This is a genomic window from Demequina sp. NBRC 110054 (assembly GCF_002090115.1).
In the GTDB taxonomy this organism is placed as follows: Bacteria; Actinomycetota; Actinomycetes; order Actinomycetales; family Demequinaceae; genus Demequina.
Map to the genome: position 1 here is coordinate 2005626 of NZ_BBRK01000004.1, position 20668 is coordinate 2026293.

Here is a 20668-nt window from a genome sequence, read left to right on the forward strand (position 1 = left end):
ACCCGGGCTTGTTCCCGAGGCACGGCGCGGCAGGGCACGGCGCGGAGAGGTGTGGCGAGGCGGTGGCGCGCGAGGCCCAGCCGGTAGCGTGAGGCCATGACCCGCATCATCGCCGGAGAGTTCGGAGGCCGGAGGATCGCCGTCCCGCCGAAGGGGACGAGGCCCACCACCGACAGGGTCCGCGAGGCCGTCTTCTCGCGTCTCGACCATGCCGACGTGCTGCGCGATGCGCGCGTGATCGACGTGTTCGCGGGCTCGGGCGCGCTCGCGTTCGAGGCGCTCAGCAGGGGAGCGGCCGAGGCGGTGCTCGTCGAGGCCGCGAGCCAGGCGGCGCGCGTCGCCCAGGGCAATGCGCGCGAGCTCGGCGTGGCTGGTCGCGCGATCGTCGTGCGCGAGAAGGCGCGGCCGTACCTCGAGAGGTCCGAGGCGGTGTGGGACCTCGCGTTCCTCGATCCGCCCTACGACATCGCGCGCGAAGATCTCGCCACGGTGCTCGCCGCCCTCGCGCCGCGGCTGAGCGACGACGCGACCGTCGTCCTCGAATGGTCCTCCAGGGCCGGCGACGCCCCGTGGCCCGACGCGATCGGGGCCGTCGCCTCGAAGGCCTATGGCGAGACCACGGTGCACTACGGGGAGGTCGTCGCCCCAGGTAGCGTGGACGCATGACCATCGCGGTGTTCCCTGGCAGCTTCGACCCGATCACGCTCGGCCACGTCGACGTGGCCGTCCGCGCGCGGACCCTCTTCGATCGAGTGGTCATCGCCGTGGCTCACAACTCGAGCAAGTCGCCCCTGCTCGACGCCGAGACCCGCGTGCGCCTCGCCGCGGAGGCGACCTCCCACCTCGACGGCATCGAGGTCGCGACGACGGATGGGCTGCTCGTCGACTTCTGTGAGTCCATCGGCGCGACCACGATCGTCAAGGGTCTGCGCGGAGGGGCCGACTACGACGTCGAGCGCCCCATGGCGCTGATGAACCGGTCCATCACCGGGATCGAGACCATCTTCCTGACGGGCGACAACGCCCTCAGCCACATCGCATCGTCCCTAGTACGCGACGTGGCGCGGCACGGAGGCGACATCACCTCCTACGTCCCCCCGGGCGTCTCGACCGCGGTGCTCGACGCGCTTGAGCACCGCTCTTGAGCCGTTCCCGACGCGGGCGCGCGGGCACGATCTGACGTACCGTGGAGCCCGAGGGCACGACTTCGTGGGGCTGGCTTGAGAGCCGGGGGCACTTCGCGTAGAATCGTGCGCTGGCCCGTCGTCTGACGTGGCCGAGGTCCATGAGGACTGGAACTGTTCGGGAGGCGCGCGTGTCGCACACCAAGCGCCACCAGGGCTCTCCGTACGAGATTCCCGCGAGGGATATCGTCGGCCGCCCGGGGACGCAGCGCGTCCTGTCGGAGCAGTTCCCAGCCCCCGCGGTCCTCGGTACCGACATGATCGGCGTGGCCGCCGGCACCGAGGTGAGTCTCGATCTGAGCCTTGACTCGGTGCAGGACGGAATCTGGATCTCCGGAACCGTCACCGCGCAGGCGGTCGGCGAGTGCGGCAGGTGCCTGGACGAGGTGCGACTGACTGTCGTGGCCCCGATCCAGGGTCTGTTCGAGCTCCCCGGCGCGGAGCGCGAGGACGAGGAGGAGGAGCCGGAGGACGTCTACGAGTTCGACGGGGAGACCCTCGACCTCACCGAAGTCGTGCGGGACGCGGTGGCCGACCAGCTGCCGTTCACCCCGCTGTGCGACCCGGACTGCCCGGGGCTGTGCGACCAATGCGGCGCACGGCTCGCGGACGACCCGGGTCACACGCATGAGAAGATCGATCCCAGGTGGTCGGCGCTGGAAGCCTTGAAGGCCGACGCGCCGTCCGAGAAGAAAGAGAGTTAGCCGTGGCTGTTCCCAAGCGCAAGATGTCGCGCAGCAACACGCGTGCACGCCGGGCCCAGTGGAAGACCACTGCTGCCAACACCGTGACGTGCCCCTCGTGCAAGGGCCAGAAGCTGGCCCACGTCGCGTGCCCGTCGTGCGGCGCCTACAACGGTCGCCAGTACGCCGAGGCGCTGCGCACCGAGCACGAGGCGTAAGGCGCGCGTTACCACGCGCAGCGAGGTGACGAGGTGAGCATCCCGGGCCAGGAAGCGGCAGACGCCCTGGTCCGGCGGATCGGTGTGTCGATCGACCCCGATCTGCTGGTGCTCGCCCTCACCCATCGCTCGTTCGCCTACGAGGCGGGCGGTCTGCCGACGAATGAGCGGCTCGAGTTCCTGGGGGACTCGGTGCTCGGCATCGTCGTGACCGACCACCTCTATCACGCGCACCCGGACCTCCCCGAGGGCGAGCTCGCCAAGATGCGAGCCGCATGCGTGTCCCAGAAGTCGCTGGCCGCGATCGCGCGCCAGATCGAGCTGGGACCCTGCGTGCTGCTCGGCAAGGGCGAGACCTCGACGGGCGGGCACAACAAGGACTCGATCCTGTGCGACGCCTTCGAGGCGATCCTCGGCGCGGTCTACCTCACGCACGGCATCGAGACGTCGCGCGACGTCGTGCTGCGGCTGGTCGGACCGTCGCTGGCCGCCGCCGCGCAGTCCGGCGCCGCGCTCGACTGGAAGACGTCGCTGCAGGAGCGGTGCGCCGAGCTCGGCCTGCCCGGTCCCGTGTACGACGTGACGGGCGAGGGTCCGGACCACGCCCGCGTGTTCACCGCGCGCGCCGTCGTCGACGGCCAGGTGCGCGGCGAGGGCACCGGCACCGCGAAGAAGCACGCCGAGCAGGAGGCCGCCGCGGCCGCCTACGCGTCGCTTGAGACGGCGGACAGCGAGCCCGACGGCGTCGTTGCCTGAGCTTCCCGAGGTCGAGACGGTCCGTTCAGGGCTCGACTCCCTCATCACCGGCGCCACGATCCTCGGCGTCGACATCCGCCGCGACAGCTGCGTCCGGCTCCTTCCCGGCGGAGCGGCCGAGTTCTCCGCCGAGGTCGTCGGCACGCGGATCGACGCGATCGTCCGCCGCGGCAAGTTCATGTGGATGGTCCTCGTCGAACCCGGCGCGGACCACCACGTAGCCGAGGACGCTCGCCGGGCCGATCCGGCCATCTCCAGGGACGATGCGCCGGGATCCAGGGACGATGCGCCCGGCCTCTCCCTCAGCGCCCACCTGGGAATGTCGGGCCAGTTCCGCGTCCACGAGGCCGTGGGCGAGGCGGCCCCCGACCCGCACCCGCACTGCCGGGCCCGCCTCACGCTCGCGCACCCGACGCGAGGGCCGCTGACCCTCGACTTCCTCGATCAGCGCACGTTCGGCTACCTCCACGCGGAGCCACTCGTCCCCACGCACGACGAGCTTCCCGCCGGGCAGGGCTCCGACCTCGCGTGGCTGCCGCAGTCCGTCGCCCATATCGGCCGCGACGTCCTCGATCCGCATCTCGCGCCCCTCGCGGCATCCCGCGCCCTCCGCAAGGGCGCGCGCGGGATCAAGCAGGTGCTGCTCGACCAGACCGTCGTGAGCGGCATCGGCAACATCTACGCGGACGAGGCGCTCTGGCTTGCGCGCGTCCACCCTCAGCGCCCCGCGCATGCCGTGTCCGCCGCGCAGGCCCGAGCCCTGCTCGCGGCCACGCGAGAGGTCATGAGCGCCGCGCTCGCCCAGGGCGGCACGAGCTTCGACGCGCTGTACGTCAACGTCAACGGGGAGTCCGGCTACTTCGACCGCTCGCTCGAGGCCTACGGCCGCGGGGGAGAGCCCTGTGGGCGCTGCGCAAGACCCCTGCGCAGGGCCATGATCGGTGGCAGAGCGACGCATTGGTGCGCGACATGTCAGCGACGCTGGGCGCCCAAAGCCGGTGACGCATCTTCCAGGCAGTACCATTAATTTCATGTCTGACATCACAGTCCTGGTCCTCGACGACCACGAGGTCGTGCGTCGCGGCATCTGCGACATCCTCGATCGCGCCGAGGGAGTCACCGTCGTGGCCGAGGCCTCTTCGGTCGCACAGGCGACGCGTCGCGCCGACGCCGTGCGTCCGCAGGTGATCCTGTCCGACCTGCGCCTGCCCGACGGCACGGGCCTCGACGTGATCAACCACGTGCGCGAGAAGCTCCAGGACACGCGCGTCGTGGTGCTGACCTCGTATGACGACGACGACGCTAAGGCCGCGGCCCGCTCCGCCGGCGCCGACGTCTTCCTCGCGAAGACCGCGAGCAGCGCGGAGGTGCTACAGGCCGTCAAGGACGCCGCGACCGGCCGCGAGCACGGTCAGCACATCGACGTGCACGAGGACGACATGCTGTCGCGCCTCACGCCGATGGAGCGTCGCGTGCTGACCCTCGTGGGTCAGGGCCTCGCGAACCGTGAGATCGCCACGGAGCTCGGCATCGCCGAGAAGACCGTGAAGAACCACGTCACGAGCGTGCTCGCCAAGATGGGTCTTCAGCGCCGCACGCAGGTCGTCGCGTGGGCGACCGCGCGACGCGCGCAGTCCTTCCGAGGCTAGGAGTCTCCGCGTTCGGGGGCCTGCCCGCGCTCAGCGACCACGCCGCCGCGCACAGGCCGGCAGCCCGCGTGGGCTACGCCTCGACGTTCCATTCCGCGGCGGTGCCGGGGCGCGTCGCGCCGGGCCGCACGGGTGAGAGCGTGAACGTGCCCTGACGGCGGATCGCGCGGTTGGCGAGGTTGGACGTTCCCGAGTGGCGCTTGGTCGCCCCTGCAGGCCCGATCCCGTCGTCCGTGATCGAGATGACGAAGCGCCCCGTCGGCGCCACGATCGACACCGTGACCGCGGTCGCCTCAGCGTGACGCGACACGTTGGACAGCAGCTCGCGCACGACCGCCACCGCATCGTCCGAGAGCGACGGGTCCGCGGCGGTCGCGGTCGCGACATCCTCCCAGTCGACGGAGATGGTGGGAGTGAAGCCCATCGAGTCCTGCGCGAGCACGAACTCGCGGCGCAGGCGCTCCGACAGCGGCTCCGAGGTCCGCTCGCCCGCGAGCGTGCCCATCACGGAGCGGACCTCGCGCTGCGCGCGCTTGACGTGGTCGAGCGTCGACAGCAGCCGTGGTCGGAACTCCGCGGGGACGTTCGAGGCGATCGTCTCGAGCTGGATCGCCGTCGCGAACAGCTCCTGCGACACGAAGTCGTGCAGGTCGTCGGCGATGCGCTCGCGCTCCTCGAGCATGTGGGACACGTTCTTCACGTGCGCGAGCTCGGCGAAGGACAGCGCCATCGCGGCCTGGCTCGCGAAGCGCTGCGCGGTGGACAGATCGTTCTGATCGAACGCGGCCATGCCGGGCTCGCGCCACAGCATGAGCAGTCCCGACGTCTTGCCCTCGGAGTGCAGCGGCGCGTACAGCGTCGGACCGAACGCGCGCACCGCGGGCAGCACCGTCCCGCCCGGGGGCTCCGCCGCGACGACGCCCTCTCCCGAGCGGATGATCGTGAGCGCGTGCCCGTCCTCGGGAAGCACCTGGCCGAGCAGCTCGTCGGCGCGGTTGCCGAGGGTGAACTCCATGACCCATTCCTCGCCCACGCCGGGGAGGACGAGCGAGGCGGAGGTCGCGCCCGCGAGCTCCGCCGCCGCCTGGACGATGCGCTCGAAGGCCTCCTCGTCGCCCGGGTCCGCGAGGAGCTGGGTCGTGATGTCCTGGGACGCGGTGAGCCACTTCTCGCGCGCGATCGCTGCCTCGTAGAGCTGCGCGTTGTCGATCGCGGACGCGGCCGCGGAGGCGAGGGCGAGGACGATCTGCTGGTCGCGCGCGGTGAAGCCACCCTGCTTGCTCGCGAGGTAGAGGTAGCCGAACAGCTCGTCGCGGACCACAAGCGCCGCGCCCAGGAACGAGCCCATCGGCGGGTGACCGTCGGGCAGGCCCCGGAACGCGGGGTGCTTCGTGAGCTCGTCGATCACGAGGCAGCCCTCGAACGGGATCTGCGCGAGCGTGCCGACCGCGTTGGGCGCGCGACCGATGTGGGCCATCACGCCCTCGGGCATGCCGTGATAGCGGAACTCCACCGAGACGCCGTCGCCGTCCAGGATGTTGATCGCGGCCATCGGGGCGCCGGTGTGGACCGTCGCGGCGTCCAGGAACTTGTCCAGGACGTCCTTGAGGTCGAGCCGGTTCATCCCGACGATGGCATCGGTCAGTGCGTCGGACACAGCCTGATTCTCCTCACTCACGCAGGTCCACCCGCCTTTCCGCGTACTCGAGCGGGGACTCGTGATGCGTGACGAGGACCACGATACGGCCCTGCGCCGTCAAAGCCTGGACGACGGACCGGAGCGCGTCCTGCCCGGCCGCGTCGAGGTGCTCGGCGGGCTCGTCGATGAGGAGGACGGGGGCCGGGTGCAGCATCGTCCTCGCGAGCAGCAGGCGACGCCGCTCGCCTCCGGACACCGTGTGCCCGCCCGAGCCGATCGTGGTGTCGATCCCGTCCGGGAGCGCGGCGATCCACGGGCCTAGGCCCACGGTGTCGAGGGCGTCGAGCGCCTGGGCGGGTGTCACGTCGCCTCGCGCGACCCGCAGGTTCTCGAGCACCGTCGTGCCGAACACGTGGGCGTCCTCTGACGTGAGCGCGATGCGATGGCCAGTGTCCGACGGCGTCACGGGGGCGCCATCGAGCGTGACCGCACCACCGTGGGGGCGGATCGCGCCCGCGATCGCGAGCAGCAGCGTCGACTTGCCGATCCCCGACGGTCCCACGATCGCGAGGGTCTGCCCGGGGTGGAGCGCCTCGGTGAGCGGCCGCGTGGGGGTCATGCCGGGCCAGGCCACGGAGAGCGCGTCGAGGCTCAGCTCGGACACGGACGATGCGGCGGTCGCGTCGGGGGAGTCGGTGGGCTCGGAGTCGCGCGCCTGAGCGAACGCGGTGCCTTCGAGCGGCGCCGCGAGCTCCTCGATGCGGCGCGCGGCCGCGCGCGAGCGGTGGAGCTGCAGCACGGCCGCGGGCACCACTCCCACGGCTTCGAACGCCGCGAGCGGAAGCAGCGCGACGACCGTGCCCCACGGGCCCGACACGGTGCCGGCGCCGATCGCGACGACGGCGAGCCAGACGCCGCCGATGACGGCGAGGCCCTGGCTGAGCGTGAGCAGGGCCGCGGCGGCCGCGCCGGGCCGCGCCTCGGCCTCGAGAGCGGACTCGGCCTTCGCGTTGGCCGCGCGCACCTCCGCGAGGGACTCGTCGGTGGTGCCCCAGATCCGGTGCTCGGCGGCGGACTCGATCGCCGCGAGCGATGCGGTGGCGACCTCGGCGTGCGCGGCGACGCCCGCCTCGGCCGCGACCTTGGCCTGGCGCGAGGTGAGGGCCGCGGTGCCCAGCCCGGCGAGGATCAGGCAGGCCGCGAGCACGAGGCCGGCGACCGGCAGGATGACGCCGACGATCGCGACCGAGATCGCGCTCACGGTGAGGGCCACCCCGGTAGGGATGATCGCGCGCACGACGGCGTCTCCGACGGCGTCCAGATCGGTGCCGATACGCGCGATGATGTCGCCGCGCCGCAGGGTGAGCACGCGTCCCGCGCCCGCGGCGGCGAGCCGCTCGTACGTGCGCTCGCGCAGCTCGACCATGCCCCGCAGCGCCGTGTCGTGGCTCGCGAGGCGCTCGAGGTAGCGGAACAGCCCGCGTGAGATGCCGAAGAAGCGCACGATCACCGCGGCGAGCGCGAGGTCGGCGGGCGAGGGCATCTCGGCGGCCTTCGCGATGAGCCAGGCGGCGACGGCCGAGAGTCCGACCGCGGAGCCGAGCGCCATGGTCCCCGCGAGCGTCGCGCGGATGACGGGCCAGGGGCGCACCCCGGTGTCGCGGAGCGCGGCGCGGAGCGCGCGGCCCTCCCCGACGATTCCGGTCGAGTCGACCCTCACGTGGCTCGCGGCGGTCATGCGTCGACCTCCTCGGCAGTGCGGGACTCGACCGTGAGCACCGCCTCGGCGTCGCGGACGACGTCGGGCTCATGCGTGGCCACGACCACGGTGGCCCCGGCGTCGGCGAGCGCGCGGATCTGTGCGACCACCTCGGCTCGCGAGGCGGGGTCGAGGTGTGCCGTCGGCTCGTCGAGCAGGATGAGGGGCCGTCCTGAGGCGAGCGCGCGGGAGAGAGCCTTGCGCTGGCGCTGGCCGAGCGACAGCCGTCGTCCCTCGGGCCCGAGGTCCGGGCGCTGCGGCACCCACGCGATCTGCGAGGTCCACGAGTCCAGCTCCACGACGACCTTGCCGTCACGCGAGACCGGCGCGGAGCCCGCATCGGACTCGAGCGTCACGGTGCCCGAGGTGGCGGGCAGCAGGCCCGCGAGGGCCAGCAGGAGCGTCGACTTCCCCGAGCCGTTCGGGCCCACGACCGCGGTGACGGTGCCGGGCTCGCAGCGCATCGTCGCGCCGCACGGGGCCTCGCGTCGGCCGTCAGGCGTGAGCACGCCGAGGCCTGTGGCGACGAGCGCGCCGGTGGAGACCTCGGGCGCCGGAGCGTCGCCGCCGGCGGCGGGGATCGGCTCGTCGAGGATCTCGAACGCGGCGTCGGCCGCCGCGAGGCCGTCCGCCGACGCGTGGAAGTGCATGCCGACGTTGCGCAGCGGCAGGTAGACCTCGGGCGCGAGGATGAGGACCGCGAGCCCCGTCTCGATCCCGACCCCGCCCGCCACGAGGCGGAAGCCCATCGTCACGGCGACGATCGCGACGGACAGCGTCGTCAGCAGCTCGAGGACCATCCCTGACAGGAAGGCCACACGGAGGGAGCCCATGGTGGCCTTGCGGTGGGCCTCCCCGAGCTCGCGCACGCGCGCGGCGGGACCGTTCTCGCGGCCGAGGGCCTTGAGCGTCGGCACTCCAGCGATGAGGTCCAGCGTGCGCGTGCCGAGCGTCTGCATCGCCTCGAGGTGGCGTGCGGACCTCTCTCGCGTGACGAGGCCGACCAGGATCATGAAGATCGGGATCAGGGGGAGCGTGAGTCCCACGATGAGCGCCGAGATCCAGTCGAGCCCGAGCACGAGCACGAGCAGGATCGGGGTGAGCGTGGCCGCGAGGCCCAGCTGGGGAAGGTAGCGCACGAAGTAGGGGAGCAGGTCATCGAGGCCGCGCGTCACGACGGTGACGACCTCAGCCCCGCGTCCCGACGCGATCCACCTCGGTCCCATCGCCGCGGCGTGCTCGACGACCTGGGAGCGCAGCTCGGAGATGACCCGCGAGCCCGCGCGGTGCGCGAGCCGCTCCTGCACCCACGAGACGGCGGTGCGCAACGCCACGACCGTCGCGAGCAGTGGCAGCCCCACCGCGAGCTCGCGGGCGGACTCGGGCACGAGCACGCCGACCCAGCCGAGCCCGTCCTCGGTGAGCGGGGACGGTGCCAGAAGCGGTGCGAGCAGGCGCGCGATGACGAACGCTTGGAACGCGACGAGAAGGGCCGTGAGAAGGCCGAGGCCCGCCGTCACAAGGATGTAGCGGCGGGCCGGGCCGATCCGCACGACCAGGCGCGGATCGATGGGTTTCATTCGATGAGGTTACTTCTTCAGGAAGGTGAGCTCGTTGTGCTCGGGGATGTGGTCGGTGCTGATGCGGCGACGGAAGACCCAGTACGACCAGGCCTGGTAGGCCAGGACGATCGGGGTCATGATCACCGCGACCCACGTCATCACCATGAGCGTGTAGTCCGAGGACGACGCGTTGTCGACCGTGAGCGACAGCGACGGGTCGATCGAGGACGGCATGACATCGGGGTACATCGAGCCGAAGATCAGCACGACGGCGCCGACGACGACCACCGAGTTCGCGATGAACGCCTTGCCGAAGCTCTCGGTGCGCGAGAACCACACGACTGCCACGAGGCCGAGCGCGGCGACGACGACGGCCGCCCAGGTCCACGGCTCCGAGTAGGCCAGCTGGGCCCAGATCGCCCACACGGCTGCGATCAGCAGCGAGGCGATCGACACCTTCTTGGCGAAATCGGCCGCGCGCTGCGAGAACTCTCCCGAGGTCTTGAGCGCGAGGAAGATCGCGCCGTGCGTGAGGAAGAGTGCGAGCGTCACGAGGCCGCCGAGGAGCGCGAACGGGCTGAGCAGGTCGAAGAAGTTGCCGACGTACTCGAGGTTGCCGTCGACCTCATCGATCGGCACGCCGCGCACGAGGTTGGCGAACGCGACGCCCCACAGGATCGAGGGGATCCAGGCCGAGCCGATGATCGCCCAGTCCCAGCGCTGACGCCACTTCTCGTCGTTGATCTTGCCGCGGTACTCGATCGCCACGGCGCGCACGATGAGCGCTACGAGGATCAGCAGCAACGGCAGGTAGAAGCCGGAGAACAGGGTGGCGTACCACTCGGGGAACGCCGCGAACGTGGCGCCTCCCGCGGTGAGCAGCCACACCTCGTTGCCGTCCCACACGGGGCCGATCGTGTTGAGCGCGACGCGGCGCTCCTTGTTGTTCTTCGCGAGCAGGCCCATGAGCATGCCGACTCCGAAGTCGAAGCCCTCGAGGACGAGGTAGCCGGTCCACAGGACCGCGATGAGGAGGAACCAGACGAGTGCGAGATCCATGATGGCGGCTCCTTAGTACGCGAAGGAGAGCGGCTTGGAGCCGTCCTCGTCGACGGTGGGCTCCTCGACCTGCGGGGCGCCCTCGATGGTGTAGCGGTGCAGGAGGCGGTACCAGAAGACCGCGAGCACTCCGTAGACGAGCGTGAACACGACCAGCGAGAACGCGACCTCGCCCGCGGAGACGCCGGGGGAGTACCCCGACTGCGTGAGCAGGAACACCATGTCGGAGCCCGTCGGGTTCGGGGCGACCACGAACGGCTGTCGTCCCATCTCGGTGAAGATCCAGCCGAAGCTCGCCGCGAGATAGGGCATCGGCAGCGACACGAGCGCGAGGGTCTTCATCCACGGCTTGGTCGTATAGCCGCCCTTGCGGGTGAACCAGAGGATTGTGAGCGCGAGCGCCGCGGAGAACACCGCGAGGCCGATCATGAGGCGGAACGACCAGTAGGTCACCAGCAGGTTCGGGCGGTAGGTGATCTCCTCACCGTTCGCGTCCGTCGCGCCATACGTCTCGGCGTACTGCTCCTGGAGGTCGTACAGGCCGGGGATCTCCGCGTTGAAGTCGTTCGTGAACAGGAACGACGTGAAGCACGGGATCTCGATGAGGTGCGTGACCGACTCGGGCTCGTCGCCGGCGAGGTTGCCGATCGCGAGCAGCGAGAACGGGGCGCACGAGGTGGTCTCCATGAGGCCCTCGGCCGCGGCCATCTTGATGGGCTGCTGCTCGGCGAGGAGCTTGCCCTGGACGTCACCGGAGATGATCACGCCGACGCCCGAGAGGATCATGACCCAGGCGCCGAAACGGGCGGCGGTGCGGTACATGTTCAGATCGGGGTGCGCGGAGTCCTCGCGGTGCCTGCGGACCATCCAGTAGACCGCGATGCCCGCGACGAACGTGCCGGCCACGAGGAACGCGGTCGAGATCACGTGCGGGAACGCCGCAAGCGTGGTGTTGTTCGTGAGCACCTCGAGGATCGAGGTCATCTCGGCGCGGCCGGTCTCCTCGTTGTACTCGGCACCGACCGGGTGCTGCATCCAGGAGTTCGCCGCGATGATGAAGTAGGCCGACAGCGTCGAGCCGATCGCGAAGGCCCACACCGTCATGAGGTGGAGCTTCTTGGGCAGCTTGTCCCATCCGAAGATCCACAGGCCCAGGAACGTCGACTCGAGGAAGAACGCGAGCAGCGCCTCCATCGCGAGCGGCGCTCCGAAGATGTCACCGACGAAGCGCGAGTAGTTCGACCAGTTCATGCCGAACTGGAACTCCTGCACGATTCCGGTCGCGATGCCCAGCGAGAAGTTGATCAACAGCAGCTTGCCGTAGAACTTCGTCAGCCTGAGCCACTTCTCGTCTCCGGTCCGGACCCACGCCGTCTGCATGATCGCCACGAGGACGGACAGGCCGATGGTGAGCGGGACCAGGACGAAGTGGTAGACGGTGGTGATACCGAACTGCCACCGGGCTAGCTCGAGCGCCTCCATGCCAGTGCCCTCCTTTGTAGATGCGTCAAGAAAAACTACCGAGGGGACGATCGTCCCACCACGGGACCAAGGTCCCGACCTTCCGTCGGGGCCCAGGCGCGATGCCCCCAGCATCCCAAGTTCAGGGACCGAGTGCCACCGGCACGGCGGGCCGTGACCAGTTCGTGTCCTTCGGCGCGCGTGGCGCCGCCCGGAGCCTCCGGCGGGGCCATGGCTCGGGCGCCCTCGCGCGCGTGTCCTGTGAATTCTGGGACGTCTGTGACACAATGGTCCGCAGGTCAGCACCCGTCCACACCGGGTGCAAACCGCGCGACAGACGCAGCGACTGCGTTGCCGCCGGTCCTGACACGGTCCCGCACGGCTACCGCCGCACGCGGCGACATCGGGGGCGCGGCGCACGCACAGCGCCGCTGTCAGCCGCGACCGACAGACTTCCGCGGTCACAGAGAGTGATCCGCGACCGACGACACGTTCGAGGTCGGGTGTGGCCGACCTGAACCTTGAGGTACCCGCATTGAGCGAGGACAACGCCACACCCGCAGCCGCACTCGTCTTCCAGGCTCCCGAGCCGCCGAAGCCGCGCCGCGCCTCGGCACCCGCGGGACCGCCGCAGGTCGACACCAAGCCCGCGGAGCCCAAGGCTGACAAGGCCGAGCCCGCCGCCGCATCGTCCGCATCGAAGTCCGACGACTCGAAGGGTGACCAGCCCAAGGCGGACAAGCCCAAGAAGAAGTCGGGCGGCAAGAAGAAGAAGCCCAAGACGGACGCCCAGGACGGCGGCCAGCCGGCCGAGACCACCGAGTCGGCCGATTCCGCGCCCGAGGCCTCGGGCGGGGACGATGCTCCCGCCGCCGACGGTGGGGACGGCGAGTCGGGCGAGGGCGCCGGCAACGGCCGTCGTCGTCGCCGCCGCGGTGGACGCGGTCGGGGCAAGAAGCGTCCCGAGGGCGAGGGCGGTGGCGAGACCGCCGCCGAGCAGTCGGACGCCGATGACAGCGCCGACGCGTCCGAGGGCCAGGCCGACTCCTCCGAGTCGGGGTCCGACTCCTCCGATGGCGATAGCGGCGAGTCCGGCGAGGGCGGTTCGTCCCGCCGCCGCCGCCGCCGCAGCCGCGGCTCGCGCTCCGGCTCCTCCTCGTCGTCCTCCTCGTCCTCGTCCGAGGACCAGCTCCAGGGGTCGACCCGTCTGCAGGCCAAGCGCCAGCGCCGCCGCGACAACCGCGACGGCTCGCGTCGCCGCCCCGTGATCTCCGAGGCAGAGTTCCTCGCGCGTCGCGAGTCGGTGAAGCGCTCGATGGTCGTGCGAGAGAAGGACCACCGCGTCCAGATCGCCGTGCTCGAGGACGACGTGCTCGTCGAGCACTACGTCTCCCACCAGGCGCAGCAGTCCATGGCTGGCAACGTGTACCTCGGTCGCGTCCAGAACGTGCTGCCAGGCATGGAGGCGGCGTTCGTCGACATCGGCCGCGGCCGCAACGCCGTGCTGTACGCCGGCGAGGTCAACTGGGACGCTGCCGGCCTCGAGGGCAAGGCCAAGCGCATCGAGCTCGCGCTCAAGCCGGGCGACCAGGTCATGGTGCAGGTCACCAAGGACCCGATCGGCCACAAGGGCGCGCGCGTCACGTCGCAGATCTCGCTCGCGGGCCGCTTCCTCGTGTACGTCCCCGCGGGCGGCGTGACCGGCATCTCCCGCAAGCTTCCCGACACCGAGCGCGCACGCCTCAAGAAGCTGCTCCGCGAGGTGATCCCGTCCGACGCCGGCGTCATCGTGCGCACCGCGGCCGAGGGCGCCTCCGAGGAGGAGCTGCGCGCCGACGTCGAGCGGCTCAAGCGCCAGTGGCAGACCATCCAGGACGAGGCCGGCTCCGGCAAGGCGCCCAAGCTCCTGCGTGGCGAGCCCGACATGGCGATCCGCGTTGTCCGAGACATCTTCAACGAGGACTTCGACTCGCTCACCATCCAGGGTGATGACACGTGGAACTCGCTGTCGATGTACGTGCACCAGGTGGCCCCCGACCTCGTCGAGCGCCTGCACAAGTACACGGCCGAGGGCGACGTCTTCGCTGACTGCCGCATCGACGAGCAGCTCGCCAAGGGCATGGACCGCAAGGTCTGGCTGCCCTCGGGAGGCTCGCTCGTGATCGACCGCACCGAGGCGATGACCGTCATCGACGTCAACACGGGCAAGTTCGTCGGCAAGGGCGGCACGCTCGAGGAGACGATGACGCTCAACAACCTCGAGGCGGCCGAGGAGATCGTCCGCCAGCTGAGGCTGCGCGACATCGGCGGCATCATCGTCATCGACTTCGTCGACATGCTGCTCGAGTCCAACCGCGACCGCGTCCTGCGTCGTCTGATCGAGTGCCTGGGGCGCGATCGCACCAAGCACCAGGTCGCCGAGGTGACCTCGCTCGGGCTCGTGCAGATGACGCGCAAGCGCGTCGGCCAGGGCCTGGTCGAGGCGTTCTCCGAGACCTGCGACCACTGCAAGGGCCGCGGCTTCCTGGTCCACGGCGAGCCCGTGGCCGAGGCGAGTGAGAAGCAGCCCGAGGCGCGCCGCTCGCGCGGCGGACGCAACCGCTCGGGCAAGGGCAACGCCCCCCAGAAGCAGCAGGAGGAGCACCAGCACTCCGAGCCCGCCAAGGGCGAGACCCACGCGCTCGACGACCGCGAGGACGCTCGGGCGCAGGTCAAGGCGACCCTCGCGTCGATCGCGGCCGCGGCCGAGAAGGCGCACCACGAGGGCGAGCACCCCGAGGGTGAGACCCCGGTCATCGAGATCGACCTTCCCGAGGGGCCGCTCGACGGCTACACCGAGGAGTCGCAGCCCACGGAATGAGAAACCTCGCGCGTCGGTTTGACCGACGTCGGGGGCAGCGGGTAATCTAGACTGTCGGCGCGACAGCGCCTCAAAGCCCTGCCTGCGCCCTCTGGGGAGCGGCTGCGGCAGGACAGGATCCGACCAGGATCCACGACCACGAGTTTCAAGAGGAAAGACACATCATGGTGTACGCGATTGTGAAGGCCGGTGGCCGCCAGGAGAAGGTCTCCGAGGGCGATGTCATCGTCGTCGACCGTCTCAAGGCCGAGGCCGGCTCCACCGTCGAGCTCGCCCCCGTGCTGCTCGTCGATGGTGACAAGGTCACCTCGGACGCCAAGGCGCTGGGCAAGGTCAAGGTGACCGCCGAGGTCGTGCGCAACGAGCGCGGCGAGAAGATCGACATCCTCAAGTACAAGAACAAGACCGGATACCGCAAGCGCATCGGTCACCGTCAGGAGCTCACGCGCCTGAAGGTCACGGGCATCAAGTAAGCGAGGAGATCACTCATGGCACACAAGAAGGGCGCGAGCTCCTCGCGCAACGGTCGCGATTCCAACCCGCAGTACCTCGGCGTCAAGCGCTTCGGCGGCCAGGCCGTCAACGCGGGCGAGATCCTGGTCCGCCAGCGCGGCACCCACTTCCACCCGGGCGAGAACGTCGGCCGCGGCAAGGACGACACCCTGTTCGCCCTGTCCGCCGGCTCGGTGGCGTTCAACCAGCGTCGTGGCCGCAAGGTCGTCGACGTCGTGGCGGGCGAGTAACCGCACACAGTCGTATCTCAGTTCAGGGGCGCGCCGACAGGCAGCGCCCCTGACCTGTATCTAGGCTCGAACCAGAGCCGACGCGTCGCGCCGAGGGCGGACGCGGACCTCTGCCGGTGACGGCACACGAAGAAGGGAGACGCCGTGGCGAGCTTCGTCGACCGGGTGACCCTGCACGTCGCCGCTGGCAAGGGTGGGCACGGCGTCGCGTCCGTGCACCGTGAGAAGTTCAAGCCGCTTGGCGGTCCCGATGGCGGCAACGGCGGCCGCGGCGGATCCGTCGTGCTGCGCGTCGACCCCCAGGTCACGACGCTCCTCGACTACCACCACGCGCCGCACCGAAGCGCGGACAACGGCAAGCAGGGCGCGGGAGACATGCGCCACGGCGCGAACGCCGAGGACCTCGTGCTCGGCGTCCCCAACGGCACGATCGTGAAGTCGTCCGAGGGAGAGTTCCTCGCGGACCTCGTGGGCGACGGCGCCGAGATGGTCATCGCCGCGGGCGGTCGCGGAGGGCTCGGCAACGCCGCGCTCGCCACGCAGAAGCGCAAGGCCCCCGGCTTCGCGCTGCTGGGCGAGCCCGGCGAGGAGGCCTCGGTCGTCCTCGAGCTCAAGTCCATCGCGGATGTCGCCCTCGTCGGCTACCCGAGCGCTGGCAAGTCCTCGCTGATCGCCGCGATGAGCCGCGTGCGTCCCAAGATCGCCGACTATCCGTTCACGACGCTCGTGCCTAACCTTGGCGTCGTCGAGGCCGGCGGCAAGCGCTTCACCATGGCGGACGTGCCGGGGCTGATCGAAGGCGCGTCCGAGGGCAAGGGCCTCGGACACGACTTCTTGCGCCACATCGAGCGCTGCTCGGTGATCGCGCACGTGCTCGACACCGCGACGCTCGAGAGCGACCGCGACCCCCTGAAGGACCTCCAGGTCATCGCGGGCGAGCTGCGCGCCTACTCGACGGACGACGCGATCAGCGGCGTGCCCCTCGCGGAGCGTCCGCAGATCATCATCCTCAACAAGGTCGACATCCCGGACGGCCGCGAGCTCGCCGAGATGGTGCGCCCCGACCTCGAGGTCCTCGGCATGCCGATCTTCGAGGTGAGCGCCGTGAGCCACGAGGGCCTGAGAGAGCTGGGCTTCGCGCTGTCGGCGATGGTCGAGGAGGAGCGCGCCAAGATCCCGGTGATCGAGAAGGCGCCCATCGTCCTGCGCCCCAAGGCCGTCGACGAGTCCGGCTTCACCGTGAAGCACGTCCGCGACGGCGCCGAGGACTACTACCAGGTGCGTGGAGGCAAGGTCGAGCGCTGGGTGCGCCAGACCAACTTCGCCAACGACGAGGCCGTCGGCTACCTCGCGGACAGGCTCGCGCGCGCGGGCGTCGAGGAGGAGCTCTTCCGCGCGGGCGCGGTCCCGGGCAGCGAGGTCGTGATCGGCCCGCGCGACGGCGGCGTCGTCTTCGACTGGGAGCCGACCATGGCGTCCGGCGCCGAGCTGCTCGGCCAGCGCGGCTCCGACCTGCGCATCGAGGACCATGAGCGCTCGCACCGCGCGACCCGCGCCGAGAAGCGCCAGGAGCACAAGGAGCGGATGGACGCCAAGACCGAGGCGCGCAAGGAGCTGTGGACCGAGCGCGACGCGGGACACTGGACCGATCCGTCCAAGGACGACGACGAACTCTGACACGATAGGGGGCGTCGCATCGTCCCTCGGTGACGCGCGACGGGCGACCGCAGGGGAGGGCACGTGAGCGAGCACCTGAGAGACGTGGTCGCGCGCGCCTCCCGGATCGTGGTCAAGGTCGGCAGCTCGTCCCTCACCGGGGATGAGGGCCGCCTCGACAAGGGCCGCCTCGGCGCGCTCGTCGACGTGCTCGCGCATCAGGCGGCGGGCGGACGCGAGATCATCCTCGTCACCTCGGGATCGATCGCCGCGGGCATCGGCCCGCTCGGGCTCGAGCACCGTCCCACCAATCTCGAGCTGCAGCAGGCCGCGGCGTCGGTGGGCCAGGGCAAGCTGATCCACGCGTACACGCAGGCCTTCGGCCGACACGGGCTCGACGTGGGCCAGGTGCTCCTCACCTCCGACGACATGGTGCGCCGCGCGCACTACGGCAACGCCAGGCGCGCGCTTGAATCGCTGCTGAGCCTCGGCGTCGTGCCGATCATCAACGAGAACGACACCGTCGCGACGGATGAGATCCGCTTCGGAGACAACGACAGGCTTGCCGCGCTCGTCGCGACCGCGATGGCCGCGGATGCGCTCATCCTGCTCACCGACGTCGACGCGCTCTATACCGCGGCGCCCGGAACTCCCGGCGCGCACCGGATCTCCGTCGTCCACGGTCCAGAGGACCTGGGCGGAATCGACATCTCCCGACGCGGCTCCGCGGTCGGCACTGGCGGGATGATCACCAAGGTCGAGGCGGCCTCGATCGCGACGACCTCGGGCGTGCACGTGGTGCTCGCGCGCGCGGACGATGCGGGGGCCGCGCTGGAGGGCGCGGACGTGGGCACGCTCTTCATGCCGACGGGGAAGCGCGACACGACCCGGCTGCAATGGCTCGCGCACGCAGCGCGCACACGGGGAGGCATCGTCCTCGACGATGGTGCGGTCCGTGCGGTCATGAGCCGACGCGCGTCGCTGCTCGCCGCCGGCGTCGTCGAGATCCGCGGTCACTTCGAGGCGGGGGAGCCCGTCGACCTGCTTTCCGTGGACGGCACTCTCGTGGCGCGCGGCTTCGCGGGCTTCTCGGCGGAGGAGGCCGAGCGCATGAAGGGCCTCAGCACCGATGCGCTAGGGGAGCGGCTCGGCGATCACTACGCACGCGAGCTGATCCACATCGACCACCTCGTCGTCCTGTAGGAGGCGCATGTGACCGGTCCGCTGATCCACAACGCCCTGGGCGCGACCCCGCCCGTCGTGGAGCGGGCCGAGGGGGTGTGGCTCTGGGACGCGGAGGGCCGCCGTTACCTCGACGGGTGCTCGGGCGCCGTCGTCAGCGCGATCGGCCACAGCCACCCGCACGTGACCTCCGCGATCGCACGCCAGGCGGTCAAGGTGACCTACGCGCATCGCGGCGCGTTCACAAGCGCCGCCGCGGAGGAGGTCGGCGCGCGGCTGTCGAGGATGACCGGGTTCCCCGGGGTATGGCTCGTCGGGTCGGGGAGCGAGGCGACCGAGGCGGCCATGCAGTTCGCGCTCCAGTACCAGCGCGAGATCGGTCGGCCCCACCGCACGACGTTCCTGACCGCACGCGCCGGCTATCACGGGAGCACCCTCGGCGCACTGTCCGCCTCGGGTCACGCGCGCCGCGGAGCGGTCGCGGGCCTCGCGCTCGACATGACCGCGCTGCCGGCGGGGGATGCGCTGCGCGATCAGGGGGACCGCACCGAGGCCGAGTACGCCGCGCAGATGCTGCGCGAGGCGCGCGAGATCATCGAGCGGCACGCCGGCACGCTCGCCGCGGTGATGATCGAGCCGGTCGGTGGGGCGACGCTCGGGGCCACCACTCATCCGCCCGGCTACCTGCAGGGCCTGAAGAACCTGTGCGAGGAGACCGGCGCGCTCCTCATCGCGGACGAGGTGATGACGGGGATGGGGCGCACCGGCACGGTCCTCGCATGCGAGAGCGAGGCTGTCGAGCCAGACCTCGTCGCCATGGGCAAGGGCCTCGGTTCGGGCTACACGCCTATCGCCGGAGTGCTCGTGTCGCAGCGGGTGCTCGACGCGATCTCGGCGGGATCGGGCATGGTGCTCGGGGGTCACACGTATGCGGGCAACCCGCTGTCGGCCGCCACCGCTCTCGCGGTGCTCGAGGTGTTCGAGGCCGAGGATGTGATCGCGCGCGGCCGGGCCGCCGCGGTGACGCTGCGTGGGGCGCTTGACGGCATCGCCGTGCGGCATCCGCTCGTGACCGAGGTGCGTGGCAGGGGGCTGCTCCTCGGGATCGAGCTCGACGCGCAAGACCGGCCACAGGGCAAGACTGCGCTCGCGCTGTCCGCGGCCTGCACGGCGCACGGGCTGATCGTCTACCCGACCACCGGCGGATACGTCGACGCGGTCATCGTCGCGCCGCCGCTGACGATCGCGGATGGGGAGATCGCCTCTCTCGTCGCGTCCCTGGATGCCGCGTTGACGGACGTGGAGGTCGCCCTAGAAGCGCGCCAGGTGCCGCACGCGTAGATTTCGGCAAGGTTTCGGGAGAATTACCAGGACGTACGTCTCCAAGGGTCTCGAACTACACCGATGTGGTCATGACCACCCCTCCGGACGTGTAGTGTTTTCCCCCGGAACGAGATCGGAATGACATCCGGAAGAGCGGTCGCTGAGGCGGACGACAAGATGTACGATTGAGATCCTCCACTCAAGCGGGAGACAAGCCGGCAAGGCGAGTTGACATGAACGCGAGAATGGGTAAGATTGAAGGGTTGCGCTGAGCGAGACTGAGAGGTCGAGCGAGGAGCAGCGCCCCACAATCCGGCGGGTTGAATTGACAAGCCGGTGAAGATGGGTAAGATTGAAGGGTTGCCCCGAGCGAGGCTGAGAGGCCGAAGCGAAGAGTAGCTCCCATCGATCTGGCGGTTCGCTGATGAGGCGAATTGACAAGTCAGAGAAGATGGTTAAGATTGAAGGGTTGCCCCGAGCGAGGTCGTGAGACTGAGTGAGGTGCGTGTCCGAACTTTGAGAACTCAACAGTGTGCCACATAGTCGATGCCAAATTATTAATTCCCGGCATCCTGGCTGCCAGTTTTGGTGGTGGGGATGTGGGATTCCTTTGGTAGATAACGAAATGTCAGTGATGTTTTGTTTGATGCCGGGGTTCGAACGCAGTCTTCGGATTGTTTTCGTAAAAGGTTTCACGGTCTTGTCTTTGGATGGGGTCGTGGTTTGAACATTTACGGAGAGTTTGATCCTGGCTCAGGACGAACGCTGGCGGCGTGCTTAACACATGCAAGTCGAACGGTGAAGCGAGAGCTTGCTCTTGTGGATCAGTGGCGAACGGGTGAGTAACACGTGAGTAACCTGCCCCAGACTCTGGGATAAGCCTTGGAAACGAGGTCTAATACCGGATAAGCGGCTCCACCGCATGGTGAGAGTC

Annotated in this window: 18 protein-coding genes and 1 rRNA gene; 14 read left to right on the forward strand and 5 right to left on the reverse strand. The window is 70.0% G+C overall.

All coding sequences use genetic code 11. The features are described 5' to 3' along the window. Positions 1–96: 96 nt before the first annotated feature. The 7 genes from rsmD to B7K23_RS09210 all read left to right on the forward strand — a co-directional run bounded on the left by rsmD (position 97) and on the right by B7K23_RS09210 (position 4490). Positions 97–666 carry a 16S rRNA (guanine(966)-N(2))-methyltransferase RsmD gene (gene rsmD / locus B7K23_RS09180; RefSeq protein ID WP_084126026.1) on the forward strand — a complete coding sequence of 190 codons (570 nt, stop codon included), beginning with the start codon at positions 97–99 and terminating at the stop codon, positions 664–666. Continuing rightward, positions 663–1145, forward strand: coding sequence for a pantetheine-phosphate adenylyltransferase (gene coaD / locus B7K23_RS09185; protein WP_084126027.1), 483 nt, complete (start codon positions 663–665; stop codon positions 1143–1145). The genes rsmD and coaD overlap by 4 nt, the downstream gene beginning before the upstream one ends. Positions 1146–1315: 170 nt before the next feature. Next, on the forward strand, positions 1316–1888 hold the full coding sequence (locus tag B7K23_RS09190) for a DUF177 domain-containing protein (RefSeq protein WP_234996451.1): 573 nt from the start codon (positions 1316–1318) through the stop codon (positions 1886–1888). 2 nt (positions 1889–1890) lie between these two features. Then, on the forward strand, positions 1891–2085 hold the full coding sequence (gene rpmF / locus B7K23_RS09195) for a 50S ribosomal protein L32 (protein WP_062204633.1): 195 nt from the start codon (positions 1891–1893) through the stop codon (positions 2083–2085). Between the two features lie 33 nt (positions 2086–2118). Beyond that, entirely contained in the window at positions 2119–2841 is a 723-nt protein-coding gene (gene rnc, locus B7K23_RS09200; RefSeq protein ID WP_084126029.1) for a ribonuclease III, read from the forward strand. Continuing rightward, positions 2834–3868, forward strand: coding sequence for a bifunctional DNA-formamidopyrimidine glycosylase/DNA-(apurinic or apyrimidinic site) lyase (gene mutM, locus B7K23_RS09205; protein ID WP_084126030.1), 1035 nt, complete (start codon positions 2834–2836; stop codon positions 3866–3868). Before rnc ends, mutM begins: the two co-directional genes overlap by 8 nt. 4 nt (positions 3869–3872) lie before the next feature. After that, positions 3873–4490 carry a response regulator transcription factor gene (locus B7K23_RS09210; protein WP_084126031.1) on the forward strand — a complete coding sequence of 206 codons (618 nt, stop codon included), beginning with the start codon at positions 3873–3875 and terminating at the stop codon, positions 4488–4490. A 73-nt stretch (positions 4491–4563) separates the two neighbouring features. Here the strand turns inward: B7K23_RS09210 and B7K23_RS09215 are convergent, their stop codons facing one another. From B7K23_RS09215 to B7K23_RS09235, 5 genes are read right to left on the reverse strand one after another with little or no spacing between them, the layout of a single operon-like run. Further along, positions 4564–6147 (reverse strand): GAF domain-containing sensor histidine kinase, encoded by a 1584-nt coding sequence (locus B7K23_RS09215; protein WP_084126032.1) that lies wholly within the window; start codon positions 6145–6147, stop codon positions 4564–4566. 13 nt (positions 6148–6160) lie between these two features. Further along, on the reverse strand, positions 6161–7867 hold the full coding sequence (gene cydC, locus B7K23_RS09220; RefSeq protein WP_084126033.1) for a thiol reductant ABC exporter subunit CydC: 1707 nt from the start codon (positions 7865–7867) through the stop codon (positions 6161–6163). Next, on the reverse strand, positions 7864–9468 hold the full coding sequence (locus B7K23_RS09225; protein ID WP_084126034.1) for an ABC transporter ATP-binding protein/permease: 1605 nt from the start codon (positions 9466–9468) through the stop codon (positions 7864–7866). Before B7K23_RS09225 ends, cydC begins: the two co-directional genes overlap by 4 nt. Before the next feature lie 9 nt (positions 9469–9477). Continuing rightward, a complete protein-coding gene (gene cydB / locus B7K23_RS09230; protein ID WP_084126035.1) occupies positions 9478–10509 on the reverse strand; it encodes a cytochrome d ubiquinol oxidase subunit II in 1032 nt (343 codons plus the stop codon). Between the two features lie 12 nt (positions 10510–10521). Next, positions 10522–11991: a cytochrome ubiquinol oxidase subunit I gene (locus B7K23_RS09235; protein ID WP_084126036.1), complete on the reverse strand. Its 1470-nt coding sequence runs from the start codon at positions 11989–11991 to the stop codon at positions 10522–10524. A gap of 514 nt (positions 11992–12505) precedes the next feature. Between B7K23_RS09235 and B7K23_RS09240 the strand changes: the two genes are divergently transcribed. The 7 genes from B7K23_RS09240 to B7K23_RS09270 form a co-directional block, all read left to right on the forward strand. Then, positions 12506–14830, forward strand: a complete 2325-nt coding sequence (locus tag B7K23_RS09240; RefSeq protein ID WP_307175797.1) for an Rne/Rng family ribonuclease — start codon at positions 12506–12508, stop codon at positions 14828–14830. Between the two features lie 164 nt (positions 14831–14994). Further along, positions 14995–15303, forward strand: coding sequence for a 50S ribosomal protein L21 (rplU, locus tag B7K23_RS09245; RefSeq protein WP_084073647.1), 309 nt, complete (start codon positions 14995–14997; stop codon positions 15301–15303). Between the two features lie 15 nt (positions 15304–15318). After that, positions 15319–15573, forward strand: a complete 255-nt coding sequence (rpmA, locus tag B7K23_RS09250; RefSeq protein WP_084126038.1) for a 50S ribosomal protein L27 — start codon at positions 15319–15321, stop codon at positions 15571–15573. A 144-nt stretch (positions 15574–15717) separates the two neighbouring features. Beyond that, complete coding sequence (gene obgE, locus B7K23_RS09255) at positions 15718–17250, forward strand: GTPase ObgE (RefSeq protein WP_084126039.1); 1533 nt, start codon at positions 15718–15720, stop codon at positions 17248–17250. A gap of 63 nt (positions 17251–17313) precedes the next feature. Then, the gene (gene proB / locus B7K23_RS09260) at positions 17314–18432 is read left to right on the forward strand and encodes a glutamate 5-kinase (protein WP_084126040.1); all 1119 of its coding nucleotides are present in this window, start codon (positions 17314–17316) and stop codon (positions 18430–18432) included. Between the two features lie 9 nt (positions 18433–18441). After that, on the forward strand, positions 18442–19752 hold the full coding sequence (locus tag B7K23_RS09265; protein WP_084126041.1) for an aspartate aminotransferase family protein: 1311 nt from the start codon (positions 18442–18444) through the stop codon (positions 19750–19752). A 712-nt stretch (positions 19753–20464) separates the two neighbouring features. Beyond that, a 16S ribosomal RNA gene (locus B7K23_RS09270) occupies positions 20465–20668 on the forward strand; the annotation flags it as partial.

Coding starts and splice junctions, on each gene's coding strand:
- cydC (WP_084126033.1), bottom strand. CDS start 7,867: ATGACCGCCGCGAGCCACGTGAGGGTCGACTCGACCGGAATCGTCGGG.
- cydB (WP_084126035.1), bottom strand. CDS start 10,509: ATGGATCTCGCACTCGTCTGGTTCCTCCTCATCGCGGTCCTGTGGACC.
- rsmD (WP_084126026.1), top strand. CDS start 97: ATGACCCGCATCATCGCCGGAGAGTTCGGAGGCCGGAGGATCGCCGTC.
- coaD (WP_084126027.1), top strand. CDS start 663: ATGACCATCGCGGTGTTCCCTGGCAGCTTCGACCCGATCACGCTCGGC.
- B7K23_RS09210 (WP_084126031.1), top strand. CDS start 3,873: ATGTCTGACATCACAGTCCTGGTCCTCGACGACCACGAGGTCGTGCGT.
- B7K23_RS09225 (WP_084126034.1), bottom strand. CDS start 9,468: ATGAAACCCATCGATCCGCGCCTGGTCGTGCGGATCGGCCCGGCCCGC.
- B7K23_RS09235 (WP_084126036.1), bottom strand. CDS start 11,991: ATGGAGGCGCTCGAGCTAGCCCGGTGGCAGTTCGGTATCACCACCGTC.
- rplU (WP_084073647.1), top strand. CDS start 14,995: ATGGTGTACGCGATTGTGAAGGCCGGTGGCCGCCAGGAGAAGGTCTCC.
- rpmA (WP_084126038.1), top strand. CDS start 15,319: ATGGCACACAAGAAGGGCGCGAGCTCCTCGCGCAACGGTCGCGATTCC.